The 17229-nt window shown below is 37.7% G+C and carries 14 protein-coding genes; 3 read left to right on the top strand and 11 right to left on the bottom strand.

All coding sequences use genetic code 11. The annotated features are described in order from the left end of the window. Positions 1–21: 21 nt before the first annotated feature. Positions 22–3264, bottom strand: a complete 3243-nt coding sequence (locus tag IPP32_15450; protein MBL0049481.1) for a CotH kinase family protein — start codon at positions 3262–3264, stop codon at positions 22–24. 85 nt (positions 3265–3349) lie between these two features. Here IPP32_15450 and IPP32_15445 point away from each other — a divergent pair, with 85 nt between their 5' ends. Together IPP32_15445 and IPP32_15440 are read left to right on the top strand one after the other, a co-directional pair. Next, positions 3350–4012, top strand: a complete 663-nt coding sequence (locus IPP32_15445) for an NAD-dependent epimerase/dehydratase family protein (protein MBL0049480.1) — start codon at positions 3350–3352, stop codon at positions 4010–4012. A 2-nt stretch (positions 4013–4014) separates the two neighbouring features. Then, positions 4015–4386, top strand: a complete 372-nt coding sequence (locus IPP32_15440; GenBank protein ID MBL0049479.1) for a DUF1304 domain-containing protein — start codon at positions 4015–4017, stop codon at positions 4384–4386. 53 nt (positions 4387–4439) lie between these two features. On the opposite strand, the gene IPP32_15435 is transcribed toward IPP32_15440, so the two are convergent. The 8 genes from IPP32_15435 to xerD form a co-directional block, all read right to left on the bottom strand. After that, complete coding sequence (locus IPP32_15435; protein ID MBL0049478.1) at positions 4440–5072, bottom strand: DUF3575 domain-containing protein; 633 nt, start codon at positions 5070–5072, stop codon at positions 4440–4442. Between the two features lie 90 nt (positions 5073–5162). Then, entirely contained in the window at positions 5163–5978 is an 816-nt protein-coding gene (locus tag IPP32_15430) for an SDR family oxidoreductase (protein ID MBL0049477.1), read from the bottom strand. 176 nt (positions 5979–6154) lie between these two features. After that, the gene (recN, locus tag IPP32_15425; GenBank protein MBL0049476.1) at positions 6155–7810 is read right to left on the bottom strand and encodes a DNA repair protein RecN; all 1656 of its coding nucleotides are present in this window, start codon (positions 7808–7810) and stop codon (positions 6155–6157) included. 235 nt (positions 7811–8045) lie between these two features. Beyond that, positions 8046–8960 (bottom strand): DUF4835 family protein, encoded by a 915-nt coding sequence (locus IPP32_15420; GenBank protein MBL0049475.1) that lies wholly within the window; start codon positions 8958–8960, stop codon positions 8046–8048. A 6-nt stretch (positions 8961–8966) separates the two neighbouring features. Beyond that, positions 8967–10169, bottom strand: coding sequence for a bifunctional phosphopantothenoylcysteine decarboxylase/phosphopantothenate--cysteine ligase CoaBC (gene coaBC, locus IPP32_15415; protein ID MBL0049474.1), 1203 nt, complete (start codon positions 10167–10169; stop codon positions 8967–8969). A gap of 86 nt (positions 10170–10255) precedes the next feature. After that, the gene (locus IPP32_15410) at positions 10256–10585 is read right to left on the bottom strand and encodes a DNA-directed RNA polymerase subunit omega (GenBank protein MBL0049473.1); all 330 of its coding nucleotides are present in this window, start codon (positions 10583–10585) and stop codon (positions 10256–10258) included. 17 nt (positions 10586–10602) lie between these two features. Next, positions 10603–11424 carry an outer membrane protein assembly factor BamD gene (bamD, locus tag IPP32_15405; protein MBL0049472.1) on the bottom strand — a complete coding sequence of 274 codons (822 nt, stop codon included), beginning with the start codon at positions 11422–11424 and terminating at the stop codon, positions 10603–10605. An 84-nt stretch (positions 11425–11508) separates the two neighbouring features. Next, a complete protein-coding gene (gene xerD / locus IPP32_15400) occupies positions 11509–12417 on the bottom strand; it encodes a site-specific tyrosine recombinase XerD (GenBank protein ID MBL0049471.1) in 909 nt (302 codons plus the stop codon). A 94-nt stretch (positions 12418–12511) separates the two neighbouring features. Between xerD and aroQ the strand changes: the two genes are divergently transcribed. Continuing rightward, on the top strand, positions 12512–12931 hold the full coding sequence (gene aroQ, locus IPP32_15395) for a type II 3-dehydroquinate dehydratase (protein ID MBL0049470.1): 420 nt from the start codon (positions 12512–12514) through the stop codon (positions 12929–12931). A gap of 177 nt (positions 12932–13108) precedes the next feature. Here the strand turns inward: aroQ and IPP32_15390 are convergent, their stop codons facing one another. Both IPP32_15390 and IPP32_15385 read right to left on the bottom strand, forming a co-directional pair. Continuing rightward, entirely contained in the window at positions 13109–16264 is a 3156-nt protein-coding gene (locus IPP32_15390) for a SpoIIE family protein phosphatase (protein MBL0049469.1), read from the bottom strand. Continuing rightward, complete coding sequence (locus IPP32_15385) at positions 16248–17225, bottom strand: hypothetical protein (GenBank protein MBL0049468.1); 978 nt, start codon at positions 17223–17225, stop codon at positions 16248–16250. Before IPP32_15385 ends, IPP32_15390 begins: the two co-directional genes overlap by 17 nt. Positions 17226–17229: the final 4 nt, after the last annotated feature.

Raw genomic sequence — 17229 nt, 5'->3', positions numbered from 1 at the left:
CCAGCGGCAATAGAAACCGCACTATCGCTGAATCACCAATTTCCTAAAATTATGCTCCCCATTTTTCACCAAATAAATTCCTTCAGCCCAATTATTGGTTTCGATACGAATTTGAGCAGTGAAATGTGAGCGATAAACTAATGCACCTTGAGCACTATAAATTTCAATTTTTTCGTTTTTTGCGGAAGAAGAACTTAGCAACACAAAATCACTGGCAGGATTTGGAAAGAGTGTTTGCAGGACTTCTTCATTCATGGAATTTAATCCTAATCCGTTTACAGTTATATATACACAATCCGTATCTGCACAAGCAAATTGGTTCATAACCACAACACAATAGTTGGCATTAGAATCAACCGTAATGGCTTGTGTTATTTCCCCGGTGTTCCATGCATAAGATGTGAAACCGGTTCCGGCATCCAAAAGTAAGGTGGCGTTTGGAGCATGAATGGTATCTGACGCAAAGGAAAAAACCGGATTAGGAAAAACACTAATGCTGCTAATAAATACAGAAGTGTCAATAGCATTTATGGCCGATAAACTTACATTGTAAATACCTGCTCCATTAAAGGCATGCTCCGGGTTTTCGTCCGTTGAAATTGGACTAGCATCACCAAAATCCCATATATAGTTAACCCCATTAATAGAAGTGTTGGTGAAACTTACATATAGCGCAGCACAGCCTTGCGTATTATTAGCCGTATAGGATGCTTGTGGCAAAGCCAATGGAAATTTCAAATACACGCAAGCAGTATCGGTACATCCATTTACATCGCCCACCACCACACAATAATTGCCACTGGTGCTAAGCAAAATTCCTTGTGTAAGATCGCCGGTATTCCAGGAATATGAAGTGAAGCCATTTCCGGCTTCAAGCAAATAATTAACGGAAGGTGCATAAATTGTATCTACACCAAAATCAAATACCGGTAAGGGATTTACCTGCACACTATTGGGCAAGGAATCAATCACCGTCCATCCACCACCATTGGCTTGTAAAGTAACGGTGAAATTTCCAGGGGAAGTGTAAATATGAGTAGGATTAACTGCTGTGGATGTTGGTGAATTGTCGCCAAAATCCCAAACGTAATCACTTGCATTTACAGAAGTATTAAAAAAGCTCACATTCGCTGTACCACATCCATTGGTGATACTCGTAAAAAATCCAACTTGTGGCTTTGGATTATTGTTAATTCCAAAAGTTGGGAATTGCGCTGCAAACGGGCCATTTCCATTGGGTATGCGGGCATAACTAATATCCGGTGATTGTGGGCCGAAAGAAATTTTATTTACCAATTCGCCTTGTGCATTCAATATAATTAAGGTTTCTCCATTAGCCGAAAATTTAAAGTTGGCATGCAAATTTCCTTGGGCCCCATCTTCATCCGCCCAAATAATTAAATACTCATTTGCATTTAAAATAGTGCCTTGCGGGATTTGCCATTTGGTTAAATTAAATTCATTGTCGGTTAAATAATAGCCACTAATATCCACAGCCTGATTGCTGTTATTATAAAGCTCAATCCAATCCTCATATTGTCCGGCGCTATCTGTAACGGTTGTATTGTTGCGTGCCATTATTTCATTAATCACAATACTTGTACTATCGGCTGCAATAGCTGGTTTTACTAGGTAAATAAAAATATTGTGCTCTGCACCAGGTGGTTCAAAACTTACCGTTTTAGCGGTGTTGTTGGAGGCTGCTTCCACATAATAACGTACCCATGTTCCACCGCTTTGCCCCACTAATGTAGCTGCATATATTCCATCACCGGCAAGGCTATCGTTATGCAAACCATCGTCAAACATTTGGGTCTTATTAAAATTCCCAACCAAGCCTGTAGCCGAATGGAGTATTACTTTGCTAATTCCATTTCCTGAATTTATTTGAGCCCTAATTTGTACGGCATGATTCGCTTCCGGTTGTTTCCAGAGCAGGCTATCGCTATACAGTCTAACATCCGTAATTATCGGTCCCACATTATCAACCTCCGAATTGTTGAGCATTTTTAAGCGCCTGTTGCGCAAATAATATTTTAAAATGCCGGGTGAATTTTGAAAAGCAGCATAGCTATATAATTTTATGGTATCGGCAAACACAATGCTATCTATCATTGAAAACGCATTATCAATCCAAGGAAAGGCGCTTGTTGTATCCTGTTCATCGGCAACCAAAGTACGCATGTGTGCCAAATAGCGTTGGCGAATTTCGGGCACTCCAATAATTTTACTCATAAGCGGAAAAAGTGTGTCGGTTGTGTGTCGCAAGGCACTCACTGCATTCACATAATGTGTATCCATTACATCGTTCCCATCAAATTCGAGTGGAGCAAAACGCCCGGTTTCTTTTTCGTAATACACATAAAAATCGTTTTTCCCTTTTTCGATGTAACTGTCAAAATCATTAAACGCAATTTCACTGGCCAAAAACCAAAGCGCCCTGTCAATATCCAAATATTGGCTCAGTGCGGCAACTTTTCGAGCCGGAGCAATGGTATCCAAAGCGGTACAAAAATCTTTTAGTTTGGTCCATGGATCAATTGTTTCGCTCGATTTTAGTGTGTAAAATTTTTGATACTCAGCCGTATCCTGACCTAAATTTAAGAAGGATGCTTTTATTACACTGCCTGAACCGGTGCTGCCCGGCGGTCGCGATGCACGAAAATTTGCTCCTTCATCGCTCATAAACCACTCTTTTTGAAAATCTCGATTTAACTGTTGCACATTGGCATACAATCCCCAATCGGCGCCGTTAATATATAGATGCGCAAAATTTGTTTGAGCGGCCGGGATATGTTGCTTGATTTGATTTTCGAAAAACACTTCCCGCATAAAGGAAGGATCGTCGTAACAATTGTTTAAATTTAATGTGTTATATCCGTTTATACCTTGCCCTTCAATAAAGGCATTGAGCGAAATGTTAAATGATTTTTTTAAGGAATTCCCAATGTTTTCGTAGGATGAATTTCCTTTGAAACGCACGCCCACACTGTCGTAGGTCACTCCATTGTAAATTAAAGTAGCCGGATAATCTTTGAGCGAATCATGGTATAAAATCATGTCTTGCCAAAAATTAGCCGTATCACTAAAATTAAGGTAGAGGATTGGAATGCTGTTTTGGTTGTAAAATGAGTTGTTGGCTTTTTGACCAGTAGTGAGCATTCTACCGTCGGAACTCAATTGCATTTGTCTTGGCAATTTTTGAGCAATGCCGCTAATCGAGAGGTAAAATACGAGAAAGAGTGTAGAAATTATTTTTGTCATATACGGTGTTTAATGGTATTACAAATATAGCGATTTGAATGCAAGGATTTTAGTACTTTCACTTCTTAAATGAAGAAAAATAAGTATGAAAATTAGAGCAATTCTTACCGGTGCTACCGGAATGGTGGGAGAGGGTGTACTCCACGAATGCCTGCAACACGGTGAGGTGGAGGCAGTTTTGGTAATTGGGCGAAAAGCGTGTGGAGTGGTACATCCCAAACTGAAAGAAATTATTCATTCCGATTTCTTCGATATGTCAGCTATTAAAAATGAACTTATTGGCTACAATGCTTGCTTTTTTTGCTTGGGAGTTTCTTCTGTGGGGATGAAGGAAGAGGCGTATTATAAACTTACCTATACGCTAACAATGCATGTTGCAGAAACAGTATCCAAATTAAATCCTGAAATGGTTTTTTGTTACATCTCGGGATCAGCAACTGATAGCAGCGAAAAAGGCCGCTCTATGTGGGCGCGTGTAAAAGGAAAGACTGAAAATGATTTAATGAAACTACCCTTTAAAAAAGCATATAATTTTCGTCCAGGTTATATGCATCCTACACCAGGATTAAAAAATACCTTACCTTATTACAAATACATTTCGTGGATGTATCCTTTTTTTAGAACAGTTTTACCAAACTTTGTTTCCACCTTGAGTGAACTCGGATTAGCTATGATTCATGCTGCTTCAAAAGGTTATGACAAGCAAATTTTGGAAGTAAATGATATTAAAATTTTAGCGAAAAAATAAAAATGGCCTTGATTTCCAAAATTCTGATTTCAATTGTTGCACTGGAACACTTGTATTTTTTATATATCGAAATGTTTGCCTGGACTACCGTTGGAAAAAAAACATTTAAAAGTTTTCCGGCACATCTCTTCGAACCCACTAAAGGTTTGGCCGCAAATCAAGGATTATACAATGGTTTTTTAGCAGCAGGATTAATTTGGTCGCTCTGTATCAGCGATGTGTATTGGTCAGCAAATGTGGCTTATTTTTTCTTAGGATGTGTAAGCGTGGCGGGGATTTACGGTGCAGTTACCGTGCAAAAAACAATTTTTTATGTTCAAGCACTACCGGCAATTCTAGCGATTTTGGCAACAGTACTAAATTCCAATATGTAAAATCCCAATTCCTAAATCCCAAATCCCGAATCTCAAATCTCAATACTCAAATCTCAATTATCCTCCTCCCCATCACTCTCACTGCTTCCATTCCCATTAAACATATCTTTTCGAAGGTTAAAATTAAGCGTTACTCCAATCGAAAAATAATTCGTGTATCCTTTTGAATCGTCTTTTTTGTATGCTTTAAACTTATCCAAGCAAATGCTTGTTGGATCAAATTCATTCATTAAAAAAGTATAGGCAACCGATAATCCAAGTGAGAAATTATCATCGGAATAATAGCAAAAACCGGCACTAGGTCTGTAACTCCAGGCCAAATGGTGGAGCTCTGGGGCAATACTATCGGGGCATTGCACCCTAAAATAATTTATCCAATTGTATCCTGAAGCAAAATTTACATACCACATCACACGCGGCATACTAAATTTTTCGTAGCCTAAATTCAGTCCGGCTCCCGCGGTGCGACATTCGGAATTTAAATTGGCAATTTTTTCGGGCGATATTTTAAAACCGGTATATGAGCCATGTGCACCCAAGTAAACACCGTTAAATAACCGCAGTTGCAAATTAGCGGTACCTTCGTAAACACCTCTAAAGCTGGCACGTAAAGCTTTGTTGCCAACTAAACTAGGGATAGCCACATTGGCTTTAAACTGAAAACGGGATGGCACAATTGGTTTCATCTCTTGTTCATCTTGCGCAAATGCTGATAACACAAGCGCGTGAACAAAGAAAAAACAAACTATTTTTTTTAAGGGAAGCAAGATTTCGAATTACTCTTTTTCAAACATTGCCATCAACTCCTCACTGATTCCTGTAGTAGAATACCCGCCATCGTGAAACAAATTTTGCATGGTTACCATTCGTGTTAAATCCGAAAACAAGGTAATGCAATAATCTGCGCAAGCTTCAGCGCTTGCATTTCCTAAAGGTGAAAGTTTATCGGCAAACTGATAAAAATTATCAAAGCCTTTAATACCGCCACCAGCCGTAGTTTTAGTCGGGGATTGAGAAACAGTATTGATGCGAACTTTTTTTGCTTTTCCATAATGATACCCAAAGCTGCGGGCAACCGATTCCAGCATCGCTTTTGCATCCGCCATATCACCATAGAAAGAATAAGTGCGCTGTGCTGCGATATAGCTTAATGCCACCACAGAAGCCCATTCGTTTAAGGCATCTTGTTTTTTAGCAACAGTCATCATTTTATGCAAACTCATGGCTGAAACATCCAAGCTCTTTGCATAAAAATCGTAATTCAAATCGGTATAAGGCAAGCTTTTACGCAAGTTGGGGCTCATGCCGATTGAGTGTAAAACAAAATCAATTTTACCACCCAATACTTCTTGCGATTTACTAAATAGATTTTCTAAATCGGGGATGGAGGTAGCATCTGCTCCTATAACTTCGGCCTTGCAATCTTCCGCCAACTTTTTTATTTCACCCATTCGCATCGCCACCGGAGCATTGGTAAGCGTAAAAATAGCACCTTCGGCATGCGCACGTTCAGCTACTTTCCAAGCAATGGAATTACTATCCAAGGCTCCTGAAATAATTCCTCTTTTTCCTTTTAGCAAATTGTAGTTCATAAATCTTGTTTTGAGTTCAGGTACAAATATATTTTTTTTAGGGGAAAGAAACTTGAAATGCTTTAATAAATGTTGGGTGCTTACCTCGAATCATTTTAAGGCTAATCATTTTAATAGTTATTAATATAATCTTTTAAAAACTCAAAACATGGCAAGGGCAATTGTTTTGCTTCTATCTAATGCTTCAACAACTCCTTAGCATTATTAATTGCAGCAACAGTAGGGGAGCTACTGCTAAGCATTTGCGCAATTTCATGAACACGCTCTTGCTTAGTTAATTTTTTAATGTGAGTAACCGTTTTATCCTTCTGCTCGTCTTTATAAACATACAAATGCTCCTTGCCTTTACTGGCGATTTGCGGAAGATGGGTGATGCTAATCACTTGCATTTCATTGGCCATTTTTTCAAGAATGTTTCCGACTTTGTTGGCTACTTCACCCGATACACCTGTATCAATTTCATCAAAAATAATGGTGGGCAAAGCTGCCGATTGGGCCAATAAGGATTTTAAACTGAGCAGCAAGCGCGATAATTCACCTCCGGAGGCAACCTTACTCAACTCTTTCATTTCGCTGCCTTTATTGGCCGAGAATAGAAATTGAATTTTATCTTTCCCATAAGTGTTAAACTCTGCAGCCGCATTAATTTGTATAGCTAAATTGGCATTGGGCATTCCCAAATCACTTAATAGCGAGCGAATTTGTTTCTCCATTTGTGCTGAAGAAGCCTTGCGTTTTTTCGAAAGTTCCTCGGCCTTGCTTGTAAGTTGTTTTTCTAATCTTTCAATTTCCAATTTTGCTTTGTGAATGAGCTCATCCAGATTATTAATGGCTAAAATCTTTTCCGACAATTCATCCTGAATTTGCGTTAATTCTGCAATGCTTTTTACGCGGTGTTTTTGTTGTAAGCGATAAATTAAATTCAGTCGGTTTTCAATTTCTTCGAGCCTTGCGGGATTAAATACAATGTCTTGTTCTAAGCTTTCTAATTCACTTAAAATATCTTTTAGCTCAATGTAAGCACTATTGATGCGTGCAGCGATTTCTGAAACACTGGCATTGTATTTTGAGATTCCGGCTAATAAATTTTTTATTTCTGCCAATGCATTCAAGGCATTGCTGTCGCTTTGATTAAGCAAGTATGCCGATGAGTTTAGTGCTTTTTTTATGGATTCGGCATGGGTCAAAGTTTCAGATTCTTGCTCCATGTTGCTGAGCTCATCACTTTTAAGCTGCGCATCTTCCAATTCGTTAAACTGAAATTGATAATAATCCAAATCTTTCTTAGCTTGTGCATCTTGTTCTTCCATCAAGGCCAAGTTTTGCTTTAACTTTTTATAGGCAGTGAAATCACTCTGATAGCTGCTTAATTTAGCTTTGTGTTGTGCAAATACATCTACCAAAGAAATTTGAAGTTCCGCTTCATTCAAGGCAATGCTTTGGTGCTGAGAATGTACATCTACCAATGCCAAACCAATTTCTTTTAATTGCGCTAAATTTACAGGTGTATCGTTAATAAAAGCTCTGGAAACGCCTGCAGGATTTATCTCACGACGAATAGTACTTAGCTTATTATAATCCAATTCATATTTTTCGAAGAAGGGGAGAAGGGCATATTTTTCAATCGCAAATTGTGCTTCTACAATGCACTTTTTGGTTTTATCGCGCAAGGTTCCGGTATCGGCTCTGTTGCCAATAAGTAAAGATAGCGCTCCCAATAAAATTGATTTTCCGGCACCCGTTTCTCCAGTAATAATGGTTAAGCCGTCACTCAAATCAATGTCAAGGCTTTCAATTAAAGCGTAATTGCGAATGGATAAATGCTGAAGCATAAGGCAAATTTATTTCCCCTCAAATATCAAAAATATTATTGGAGGCTGGTGGATTATTTTTGGATGATAAAAAAGTAAAGTAAGGTTTTGGCTTAAACCCGACGCATGCCGAATTTTTTTAATAAATGGTTTGGGTTAATAGCGCTTAAAAAAATCCGCGTAAATCCTTTAATCCGCGCCATCCGCGTTCTATTTTAAGTAGCTTGAAACTGGGAAACCAAAATTAACTCTTTTCTCAATTTCCCATAATTTTCCCGTATTTACTCGAGTTTCCGGGGTCAATTAAATTAAGGGTGGTTACAATTTTTCCCTTTTGATCGGGAAAAGCGGGGGTGAAAATATTTACCAACTCATCTGCTTTAGCATTAAAAAATACCTGCATCAAATAGGAGTTAGGGCTCACACTATAAGTTGTTTTTAAATCTTCAATACAATTTAAAATGTTGGTGCGCCCATCTTCTAAATTCGAACTCATCAAATCCAAACCGGTGCGGTGATATTTATACATTGCGTGACGAATAAGCTTAAAATTCGAATTCATCATGTTCTCTATAAACCAATAGCGGTTTTTATTGTCTTCAAACGATTTCCAACCTTTGTCGCTCGAGGATTGAGCATTATTAGTAATTGCTTGAGCTTTCACAAAATAGGGTTGCCCGCCCGATAGCGAAAAACTATCGTAATCAATACCCAAAATCATATAAGCATAAAATGCCAACATAGAACTTAAATTACTGCTATACGTGCTCTCATTAAATTCGATAGGTTGAAATTCTACATATTTAAAAGTGAATTCATTGTCCATGTAATTAAGCAAGTTACTGCTATAAGAAGTTTTATAAATGGGACGTCGAATTTGCAATTGCATGGTTGCTTTAAACTCATCTACACTCGGGCGTTCGGTAATGTTAATCAACATACTGCATTCAATCCGTTCTTCCGTTTTAAAAATATCATTGGTCCATTTTGTTCCGTTCATGAATTCAAAAAACGATTTTTGCATGGTAGCATAAATCTTTTTATCTGTCCCCGAAATTTGACTTGAGTTTACGGTTATGGAGCAGTTTAATTCTTGGGCAAAAGTAGAGGTGATGGAGCAAAGTAGAAGGGCAATTACAACAAGGGAAATTTTATTCAACTTGATTTTCATGCGTTTTTATTTTTTAAAATAGGCTTTAATTTTTGTCACAATATCTTGGGCAACTTCCTGCTTCGATTTTAACTCAAATTTCTGAATTTTATTTTGAGCATCAATTATTGTAATTTTATTGGTATCGTGTTTAAAGCCGGCACCCTTATCATTCAAGGAGTTTAGCACAATAAAATCGAGGTTCTTTTTCTTAATTTTTAGTTTAGCATTTTCAATTTCATTGTCAGTCTCCAAAGCAAAGCCAACTAAAATTTGATGTTTCTTTTTGAGTTTACCTAATGAAGCCAAAATATCAACGGTTTCAACCAGTTCAATGGAATTAAATCCACTTGCTTTTTTTATTTTTTTGGTTTGAACAGATTTAGGTTTAAAATCAGCCACCGCGGCCGATAGCACTGCAATATCAGCCTGTTTAAAAAGTGATTCACTTGCTTTCCACATGTCTTCCGCCGAAACTACATCTGTTCTTTTAATGGAAGGGTTTTCTGTTTTTAAAGCAGATGGTCCAATTACTAAATGCACCTGAGCACCTTGATTGGCTAAAGCTTCGGCTATGGCAATGCCCATTTTACCACTGCTGTTATTTCCTAAAAAGCGCACGGCGTCAATGGCTTCATACGTTGGTCCGGCGGTTACCAAGGCAGTTTTTCCGGCAAGCGGAAGGTTTTTCGAAAAATAAGTGCTTACAAAATCGCGAATTTCTTCGGGCTCTGCCATGCGTCCTTCACCTACCAAACCACTTGCTAATTCACCGTAATTGCTTGCAATGATTTGATTTCCATACTTTTTCAAAGTACTTAAATTGGCTAGCGTGGCAGGATGTCGATACATATCTAAATCCATCGCAGGAGCAATAATAACGGGGCATTTGGCCGATAAGTAAACCGCAAGTGCTAAATTGTCGCACAAGCCATAAGCCATTTTTGCAATTGTATTCGCCGACGCAGGTGCAACCAACATCACATCAGCCCATAAGCCAAGTTCTACGTGGTTGTTCCATTCACCGGAATTTCCCCTGGTAAATTCTGATAAAACAGGGTTTTTGGATAATGTAGATAGAGTAAGCGGTGTGATAAAGTCTTTTGCTTGGGGTGTTAAAATCACTTTTACTTGCGCTCCTTCTTTTATTAATAGTCGCACTAAAACAGCAGCTTTATAAGCAGCTATGCTGGCAGTAACGAGTAATACTATCTTTTTATTTCGAAGCATCGTTTCAAGCAGTTATGAAAACAATCCGGCTGCCATCAGCCTATACAAAGGAAGATAACAGCCGGAGTATGGAATGAAAGCAAAAATTATTGCTGAACTTCTTTGCTTGGGTTGCGAGAATAAATTTTATCCTCAGCATATTCCTGAATGGCAATTAAAACCGGTTTAGGAAGTTTTTCATAATGTTTCGAAACCTCTATTTGTTCACGGTTTTCGAATACTTCCTCTAAATTATCACTGGAGGTTGCAAATTCGCTCAACTTGTTGTTCAACTCTTCTTTCATCTCGGTGCTGATTTGGTTGGCACGCTTAGCGATGATAGCTAACGTTTCATAAATGTTGCCGGTTTTTTGATCCAGGTCTCTTAAATCACGCGTGATAGTTGACGATTCGGCTGCTGTTTTTTTGTAACTCATTGTATGGATTTGTTAATTTATGATTTGGCTTGTTTTTCTTTTGATTCTTTTGATAATTGTTTTTGCGCAGACTCAAAAATAATTTCTGCTTCTTGCAGGTATTTGCTGTCTTTGTAGTTGTCGATGAATTTATAATAAACTTCAATCGTAGATTTATAACGTTCTTGTTTCTTTTCGGGGATACTGTTTTTAGCTAATAAATAATTAGACTTTAATATCATAAAATTAGCTTCTTCCCGATAAGGGTTGTCCGGAAAATCTTTTAATAAATTTCGAAATGCTTGCATCGATGCTTTATAATCTTCAATGTTAAAATATAAAGTCGCATTTTCATAGGCTTTACGCTCTAATTTGCGACGCAGTAAATCAATATAATCGTTGCAATCCTTAATACGCGCGCTGTTGGGATACATGTTCACAAACAACTGAAATTCGTTAATTGCTTTTATGGTATTTTCTTGATCTAAACTATACACCGGTGAATCTAAATAATAGCAATAAGCACTGGTAAATTGTGCTTCTTCGGCATACTCACTGTTGGGAAATGTTTTTACAAAATTCTTCAAGTGGTAACTGGCCAATAAATAATCTTCCAATCCAAAATTGCAATACGCGTAGTAATAGCTCACTTGTTCAGCCTTTGCAGTACCGCGATACACAGTCATCAACTCTTCAAATAAAGGAAGCGCTTTCACGTAATTTTTTTTGCCATAATACTCCACTGCTTTGGTGTATTTTAACTCAAAGTCAGAACTCTTCAGCAAGCGATTGTATTTGTTACACGAAGCTAAAGTGATTAGGGCAATTGAAAAGAAAAGTAGAGCTACTTTTTTAAACATCGTGCAAAGATAAGAAAATGAGTGAAATATTAAAGTTAAAATTTGTTGTGGAAATGAAGTGCTGCATCGCGCTTGTTTTGGCGTTCAATGCATTTTAGCTCTAGGGTGAAATTGCATAATTGCATCGCGTAAATATTCTCGGTCTAGATGGGTATAAATTTCGGTAGTAGTAATACTTTCATGGCCGAGCATATCTTGCACCGCCCTCAAATCGGCTCCTCCATCAATTAAATGGGTTGCAAACGAGTGGCGGAATGTATGCGGACTTATATTTTTGCCCAAATTAATTTGGATGGCAAGACGTTTAATTATGGTAAAAACCATCACACGTGTGAGTTTTTTACCGCGGTTATTTAAAAACAGTGTGTCTCCGTCTTCTTTGGCCGGTGTTACTTTGCTTCTCACTTTCGTGAGATAAATATCGATTTGCTTTAAGGCAACCTTACCAATGGGAACAATGCGTTCCTTATTTCCTTTTCCAATCACTTTTAAAAATCCTTCCCTTGGAAAAACGGTCGAAATTTTAAGATTTACCAATTCACTTACCCGCAATCCTGAGCTGTAAAGGGTTTCGAGCATGGCTTTGTTGCGTGTACCTTCATTTTTGCTTAAATCAATTCCATCAATGAGTGCATTTATTTCTTCAATGCTAAGCACTTCCGGTAGCTTTCTGCCCAATCGGGGTGCTTCTAGTAAAGTGGTTGGGTCGGAATCCAAAATATTTTCAACCAACAAGTATTTATAAAACGATTTTATGCCTGAAATTACCCTAGCTTGCGTGCGTGCACTCATTCCCAATTCATTGGTCCAAATCAAAAATTCACGCAAATGGCTCAGCTCAACTTGTTTGGGTGATAACTCCATTTTTTTAAATTCCAAGAACTGAACAAATTTTTCCACATCGTGCTCATAGGCTTCAATCGAATTTTCGGAAAGTGAGCGTTCCAATTTCAGATAAGAGGAGTAACCTTTGATATAAATTTTCCAGTTCATGATACGTGCTAAACTTTAGTCACTTTAGCAGTGAAAAAGGGAGAAAATGAGATTTCTTTTTTATTATTGTCTAAATTATCCAAAACTCAAAGCTATGCATTTTGTCATCATCAACGGTCCTAACTTAAATTTATTAGGCACTCGCGAACAAACTATTTATGGAACACAGAGCTTTGAAAGTTATTTAACGGAATTGCGAAACAACTTTTCGACACATCAAATTGATTATTTTCAGAGCAATGTAGAAGGCGAGTTGATAAATAGAATACAGGAGGTGGGCTTTTCAGCAAATGGAATCATTTTAAATGCAGGTGGCTACACGCACACTTCTGTTGCTATTGGGGATGCTGTGAAAGCAATTCAATCGCCGGTGATTGAGGTGCATATCTCAAATATTTTTGCCCGCGAAAGTTTTAGGCATACCTCCTTTATTTCTCCCAATGCAAAAGGCTGTATTGTTGGTTTGGGTTTGGATGGATATAGATTAGCGCTCGAAAGTTTTTTAAAGATTTAATTCAGTTCCCGGAAAATCATATTCATCATAATCATCATAATAAATCTGCGTTCTATTAATCAAAATATAATTTCATAAGCTGACTTTTATAAACACATAGCAACATAGATGGAATAGGTTCGCATAGATTCCCAATAAATCCGCTAATCAGCTATTCAGCTAATCGGCTAATCAGCTCTACAACCTAATCCCAATCACCATCACATCATCTGTTTGGTTTTTCTCGCCTTTCCAGGCAGCAAGATTTTTTTCGAGTGCAGCTTTTTGAAAACTTCCTTCTAAATGGCATATTTCGAGCAATAAATCGATAAAGCGTTTTTTCATAAACTTTCGGTTTTCCGCGCCACCAAATTGATCAAGATACCCATCCGAAAAAAGGTAAATCATATCTTCCGACTCATACGGAATAAGATGATTCTCAAATTTTTTATCAGTTACTTCATAATCTCCAATAGAGAAAAATTCACCCTTAATTTCGCGCGCTCCATTTTTACCAATATGAATTAAGGATTGTTGTGAACTCGCAAATGAAATTTGTTTTTTATCGGCAATAATTTTACAAATTGAAATGGCCATCCCGTCTTTGCGCTCTTTCTCCGCACCGCCCTGGTTGAGGGTACTTATAATTCCTTCATCTAATGCATACAATATTTTATGTGGACTATAAATTTGATTCAACAAAATAATTTCACGTAGCAATGCATTCCCAATCATGCTCATCAAAGCACCCGGAACTCCATGTCCGGTGCAATCGGCAGCCACCATTATCATCGAATTATCCACTTGCGTGTACCAATAAAAATCGCCGCTTACTACTTCGCGCGGTTGATATAAAATAAATACATCGCTCAGGTTTTTTCGTAGCTCATTGATATCCGGTAAAATGGCATCCTGAATTTTTTGAGCATAATTGATACTGTCTTGTATATCCTTATTCTTAGCACGAATAATTTTATTTTGGGATTCCACTAAGCTTTTTTCTTGGCTAAGCTCTTTTGTTTTATTATCCACCATGCGCTGTAATTCATCGCGCTGGCGTTTTAGTTGTTTGGCGCGAATATTTACGTATATGGCAACAGTGGCTATTAAAATAAGTAACAACACAGTCCAAAACCACCAACTTTTCCAAAGGGGTGGATTAATTGTAAATGAAATGGTAACCGGTTCGGTGTTCCATAATCCATCGTTGTTGCACGCCAGCAATTTAAAAGTATACTCACCATCTGCTAAATTTGCATAGTTTACAAACTTAATGGAGGTGGCCATACACCAGTCGTTGTCGCGCCCGGCAAGCATGTATTTGTATAATACTTCTTCTGATTTTTTGAAACTCAAAGCTTCAAATTCAAACGAAACGGAATAGCTGCTATAGGGTAAGGTTAAGTAAGTTGTAAGATCTTTGTTTTCATTAAATACGCGGAAATGCGTAATACTTGGTTTGGCTTCTGTTTTATTGGTATTGTAGATAGAATACAAATATTTTACAGCTCCTTTCACGCTTCCCAACCACACATTTCCATCCTTATCTAAATGGGTGGCATTGATATTAAATTGATTATCGCCAAATAAATCCTTATTGCTAAAGGTTTTTAGGTTTTGACGAATGGGGTTGAACTTTGCGAGGTAATTTTTTTGAGTTACCCAAAGATTGTTATCACGGTCGCAAATAATGCCATAACAATAATTCGAAACCAAGCCTTGATTGGTGGTGATAACCACTTTAGGTGAAATAGAAATGTTAACAAAACCATTTCCAAATGTTGCAGTCCAGATGTTGCCATTTTTATCTTCACAAAAGGAATTAAAGTCATAAATACTGATACCGAGTTTACTACTATATTCTTGCACCTTTCCTTTATCAAAATAATTCAAGGAGCCGGCATGTGTTCCAAACCAAACTTTTCCTTTAGAGTCGCCAAAAGCCTGATAAACATAATTGTGTCCTAAGCCATTTTTTGTGGAATATTGGGTAAATTCACCATCGAATTTATATGCTCCGGAAAGTGTTGTACTAATCCAAATGTTTCCCAATTTATCGCTCCCGATAGCATTTATGTAATCGCCTTCGAGTGGAGGTTGATGATTAAAATTATTTATTTTACCATTCTCTAATTCTAGGGTGCATATTCCTTTATCGGCCGTTCCAACCCATAGACGGTGTGCTGCTTTATCTAAATAGAGTGCCGTTATTTTATCGCTCACCAAACCCTTATCCACTGTAATTTGCTTGCTCTGATTTTTTTCAAAATTCAGTTGAGTAATGCCTTGATTTGTGCCAAACCAAAAGTTGCCTGCTGCATCCGATTCAATTGCAGTTATGTTATTGTCGCGTAAACCATCTTTTACATTAATTAATTCAAAAGGATCAATATCTAAACGAAAAAGACCACCACCGTAAGTTCCCAGCCAAAGGTTGCCTTCATTATCAATCAAGCTAGATTTTACAAAATCTGAAGTTAATCCGGCTGCTTCATTAAAAAAGCGCACTTTGTAATTTTGATTGGTAGCAATTTTATTTATACCCCCTTCAACCGTTCCCACCCACAAATTTTTTGAATTATCGAGCAGAATACTTTGCACATTATTACTCGATAAACCCTCTTCAACAGCAATGTTGTGCAGCAGTTTAAAATTTAAATTTTCGTCAATCGAAATTTCAAAAACACCTTTTTCTTTTGTCCCAATCCAAAATAAATTTTGCATTGAGCCTTGTGTGATGCAATTAATTTCGTAGTCGTTTAATTGTGGTGCCGGGATTATCTTTTTATCGGTTAAGGAATAAAGCAGCAATCCATTTGAACTTCCCAAAAGGAGCAAATGCCGGTTTACAAATTCGGCGGAGTTGAGCATGTATGCCTTACAATCTGCACAAATTTCTTGACACGAAAATTTTGTATTATCGAGTAGGAGCAATCCGTTGCTGCGCGTTGTAGCTAGCAGCGCCCCGCTCTTGTTTTCACAAAAATGAGTAATTAAACTACTGGCTTTATACACCAGCTTGGTTTCTTTGTTTCCGGCACATGCGTAAATATTTCCTGAAAAGCAACCGTACCATATATTTCCCGCTTGATCAATAAAGGAAGCAGTTACAAAATCTTCGGCAGCTAAATTGGGAATTGCAATGGGTTTAAAAGTAGCACCGTTAAATAGGGCGTTACCTTTCCCTGTGCTTACTGTGATGAATCCTTCCGGATTTTGAAACATACTATATACATAAGCTTGAGGCAAGCCTTGCTCAATGGAAAAGTTTTTAAAACTATATTTTTGAGCAGAAACAATAAGCGGAACAAGAATGAATATCAGCAGGTAACTGAATTTATTTTTGCGCTCCATTAGGCGTAATTTTTATGGAATACTGGTATTTTGGGACTCCTCCCAAAGGCACGGTAAAAAAGGGTACCGGTACATTGTATTGATTGGTTACATAAAAAACCATATCGTTTATTGCGTTTCCCGATTTCACTAATTGCACATCCAGCGATTTGTTTTTTTCGGCTTCGCTGATAATTACATTGCTCTTGGCCCACACATTATTCCCGGAAAAGGCAATGTCGTGACCGTTTTTTTTAATGGAATATATTTTAATAAATCCATCGTTATCAAAATCAAAATTATTGATGTTAATGGACGCTACATTGTTATCCGCAAACGGATAAATGTGTGCCACCGAACCAACTTCATCTTGCAAGCGAAAGGAGTACTCATACGTAAATGCATTTCCGCCTTCAATTGGATTATTATCGTTCATCTTTGAACTTAAAAAGTACTTATAATTGTTTCCGTCATTGCCATTTAAACCTTCAGCAATTACTTTAAACACGTAGCCTCCAAGTTCATTACTAAGTTCTCCTTCGGTGGGATTAAAAGGGCCAAAGGTGTACCATTTTAAATTGTATTCTTTCTCATTTCCAAATACTTTTGAAGCCAACATTACGCCACTTTGGTAATTGCCTTTGGGTGAAAGTGCACGTGCATCCAAGTTGCTGTAAGCTTCTTTTCCGCCATACACTGAGAATTTTACTTTCGTATCCGGCTCTCCGTTAAATTCATCAAAATCGCCAAACACATCAGGATCATACACCCGAATATAAACGGGCATTTTTTGAATCACCGGAATTACGAAAAAGAAGGTTTGGCTGAAATCGTCATCTCCCCATGAAGGGTCGCCATTTTTGCCAAATGTAATTAGGCATTTAAGGTTTTCTCCTCTTGTAGGTACCTCTTGAGCGTAAGCATTCACAACGCTTAACGTAAAAAAAGAAAAGAGGAAAATTATTTTTCGGATACACATCATACGG

Source organism: Bacteroidota bacterium (genome assembly GCA_016721765.1).
Taxonomy (GTDB): Bacteria; Bacteroidota; Bacteroidia; order UBA4408; family UBA4408; genus UBA4408.
The sequence above is the reverse complement of the archived record's forward strand: the minus strand, read 5'-3'. Positions and strand labels throughout refer to the sequence as shown.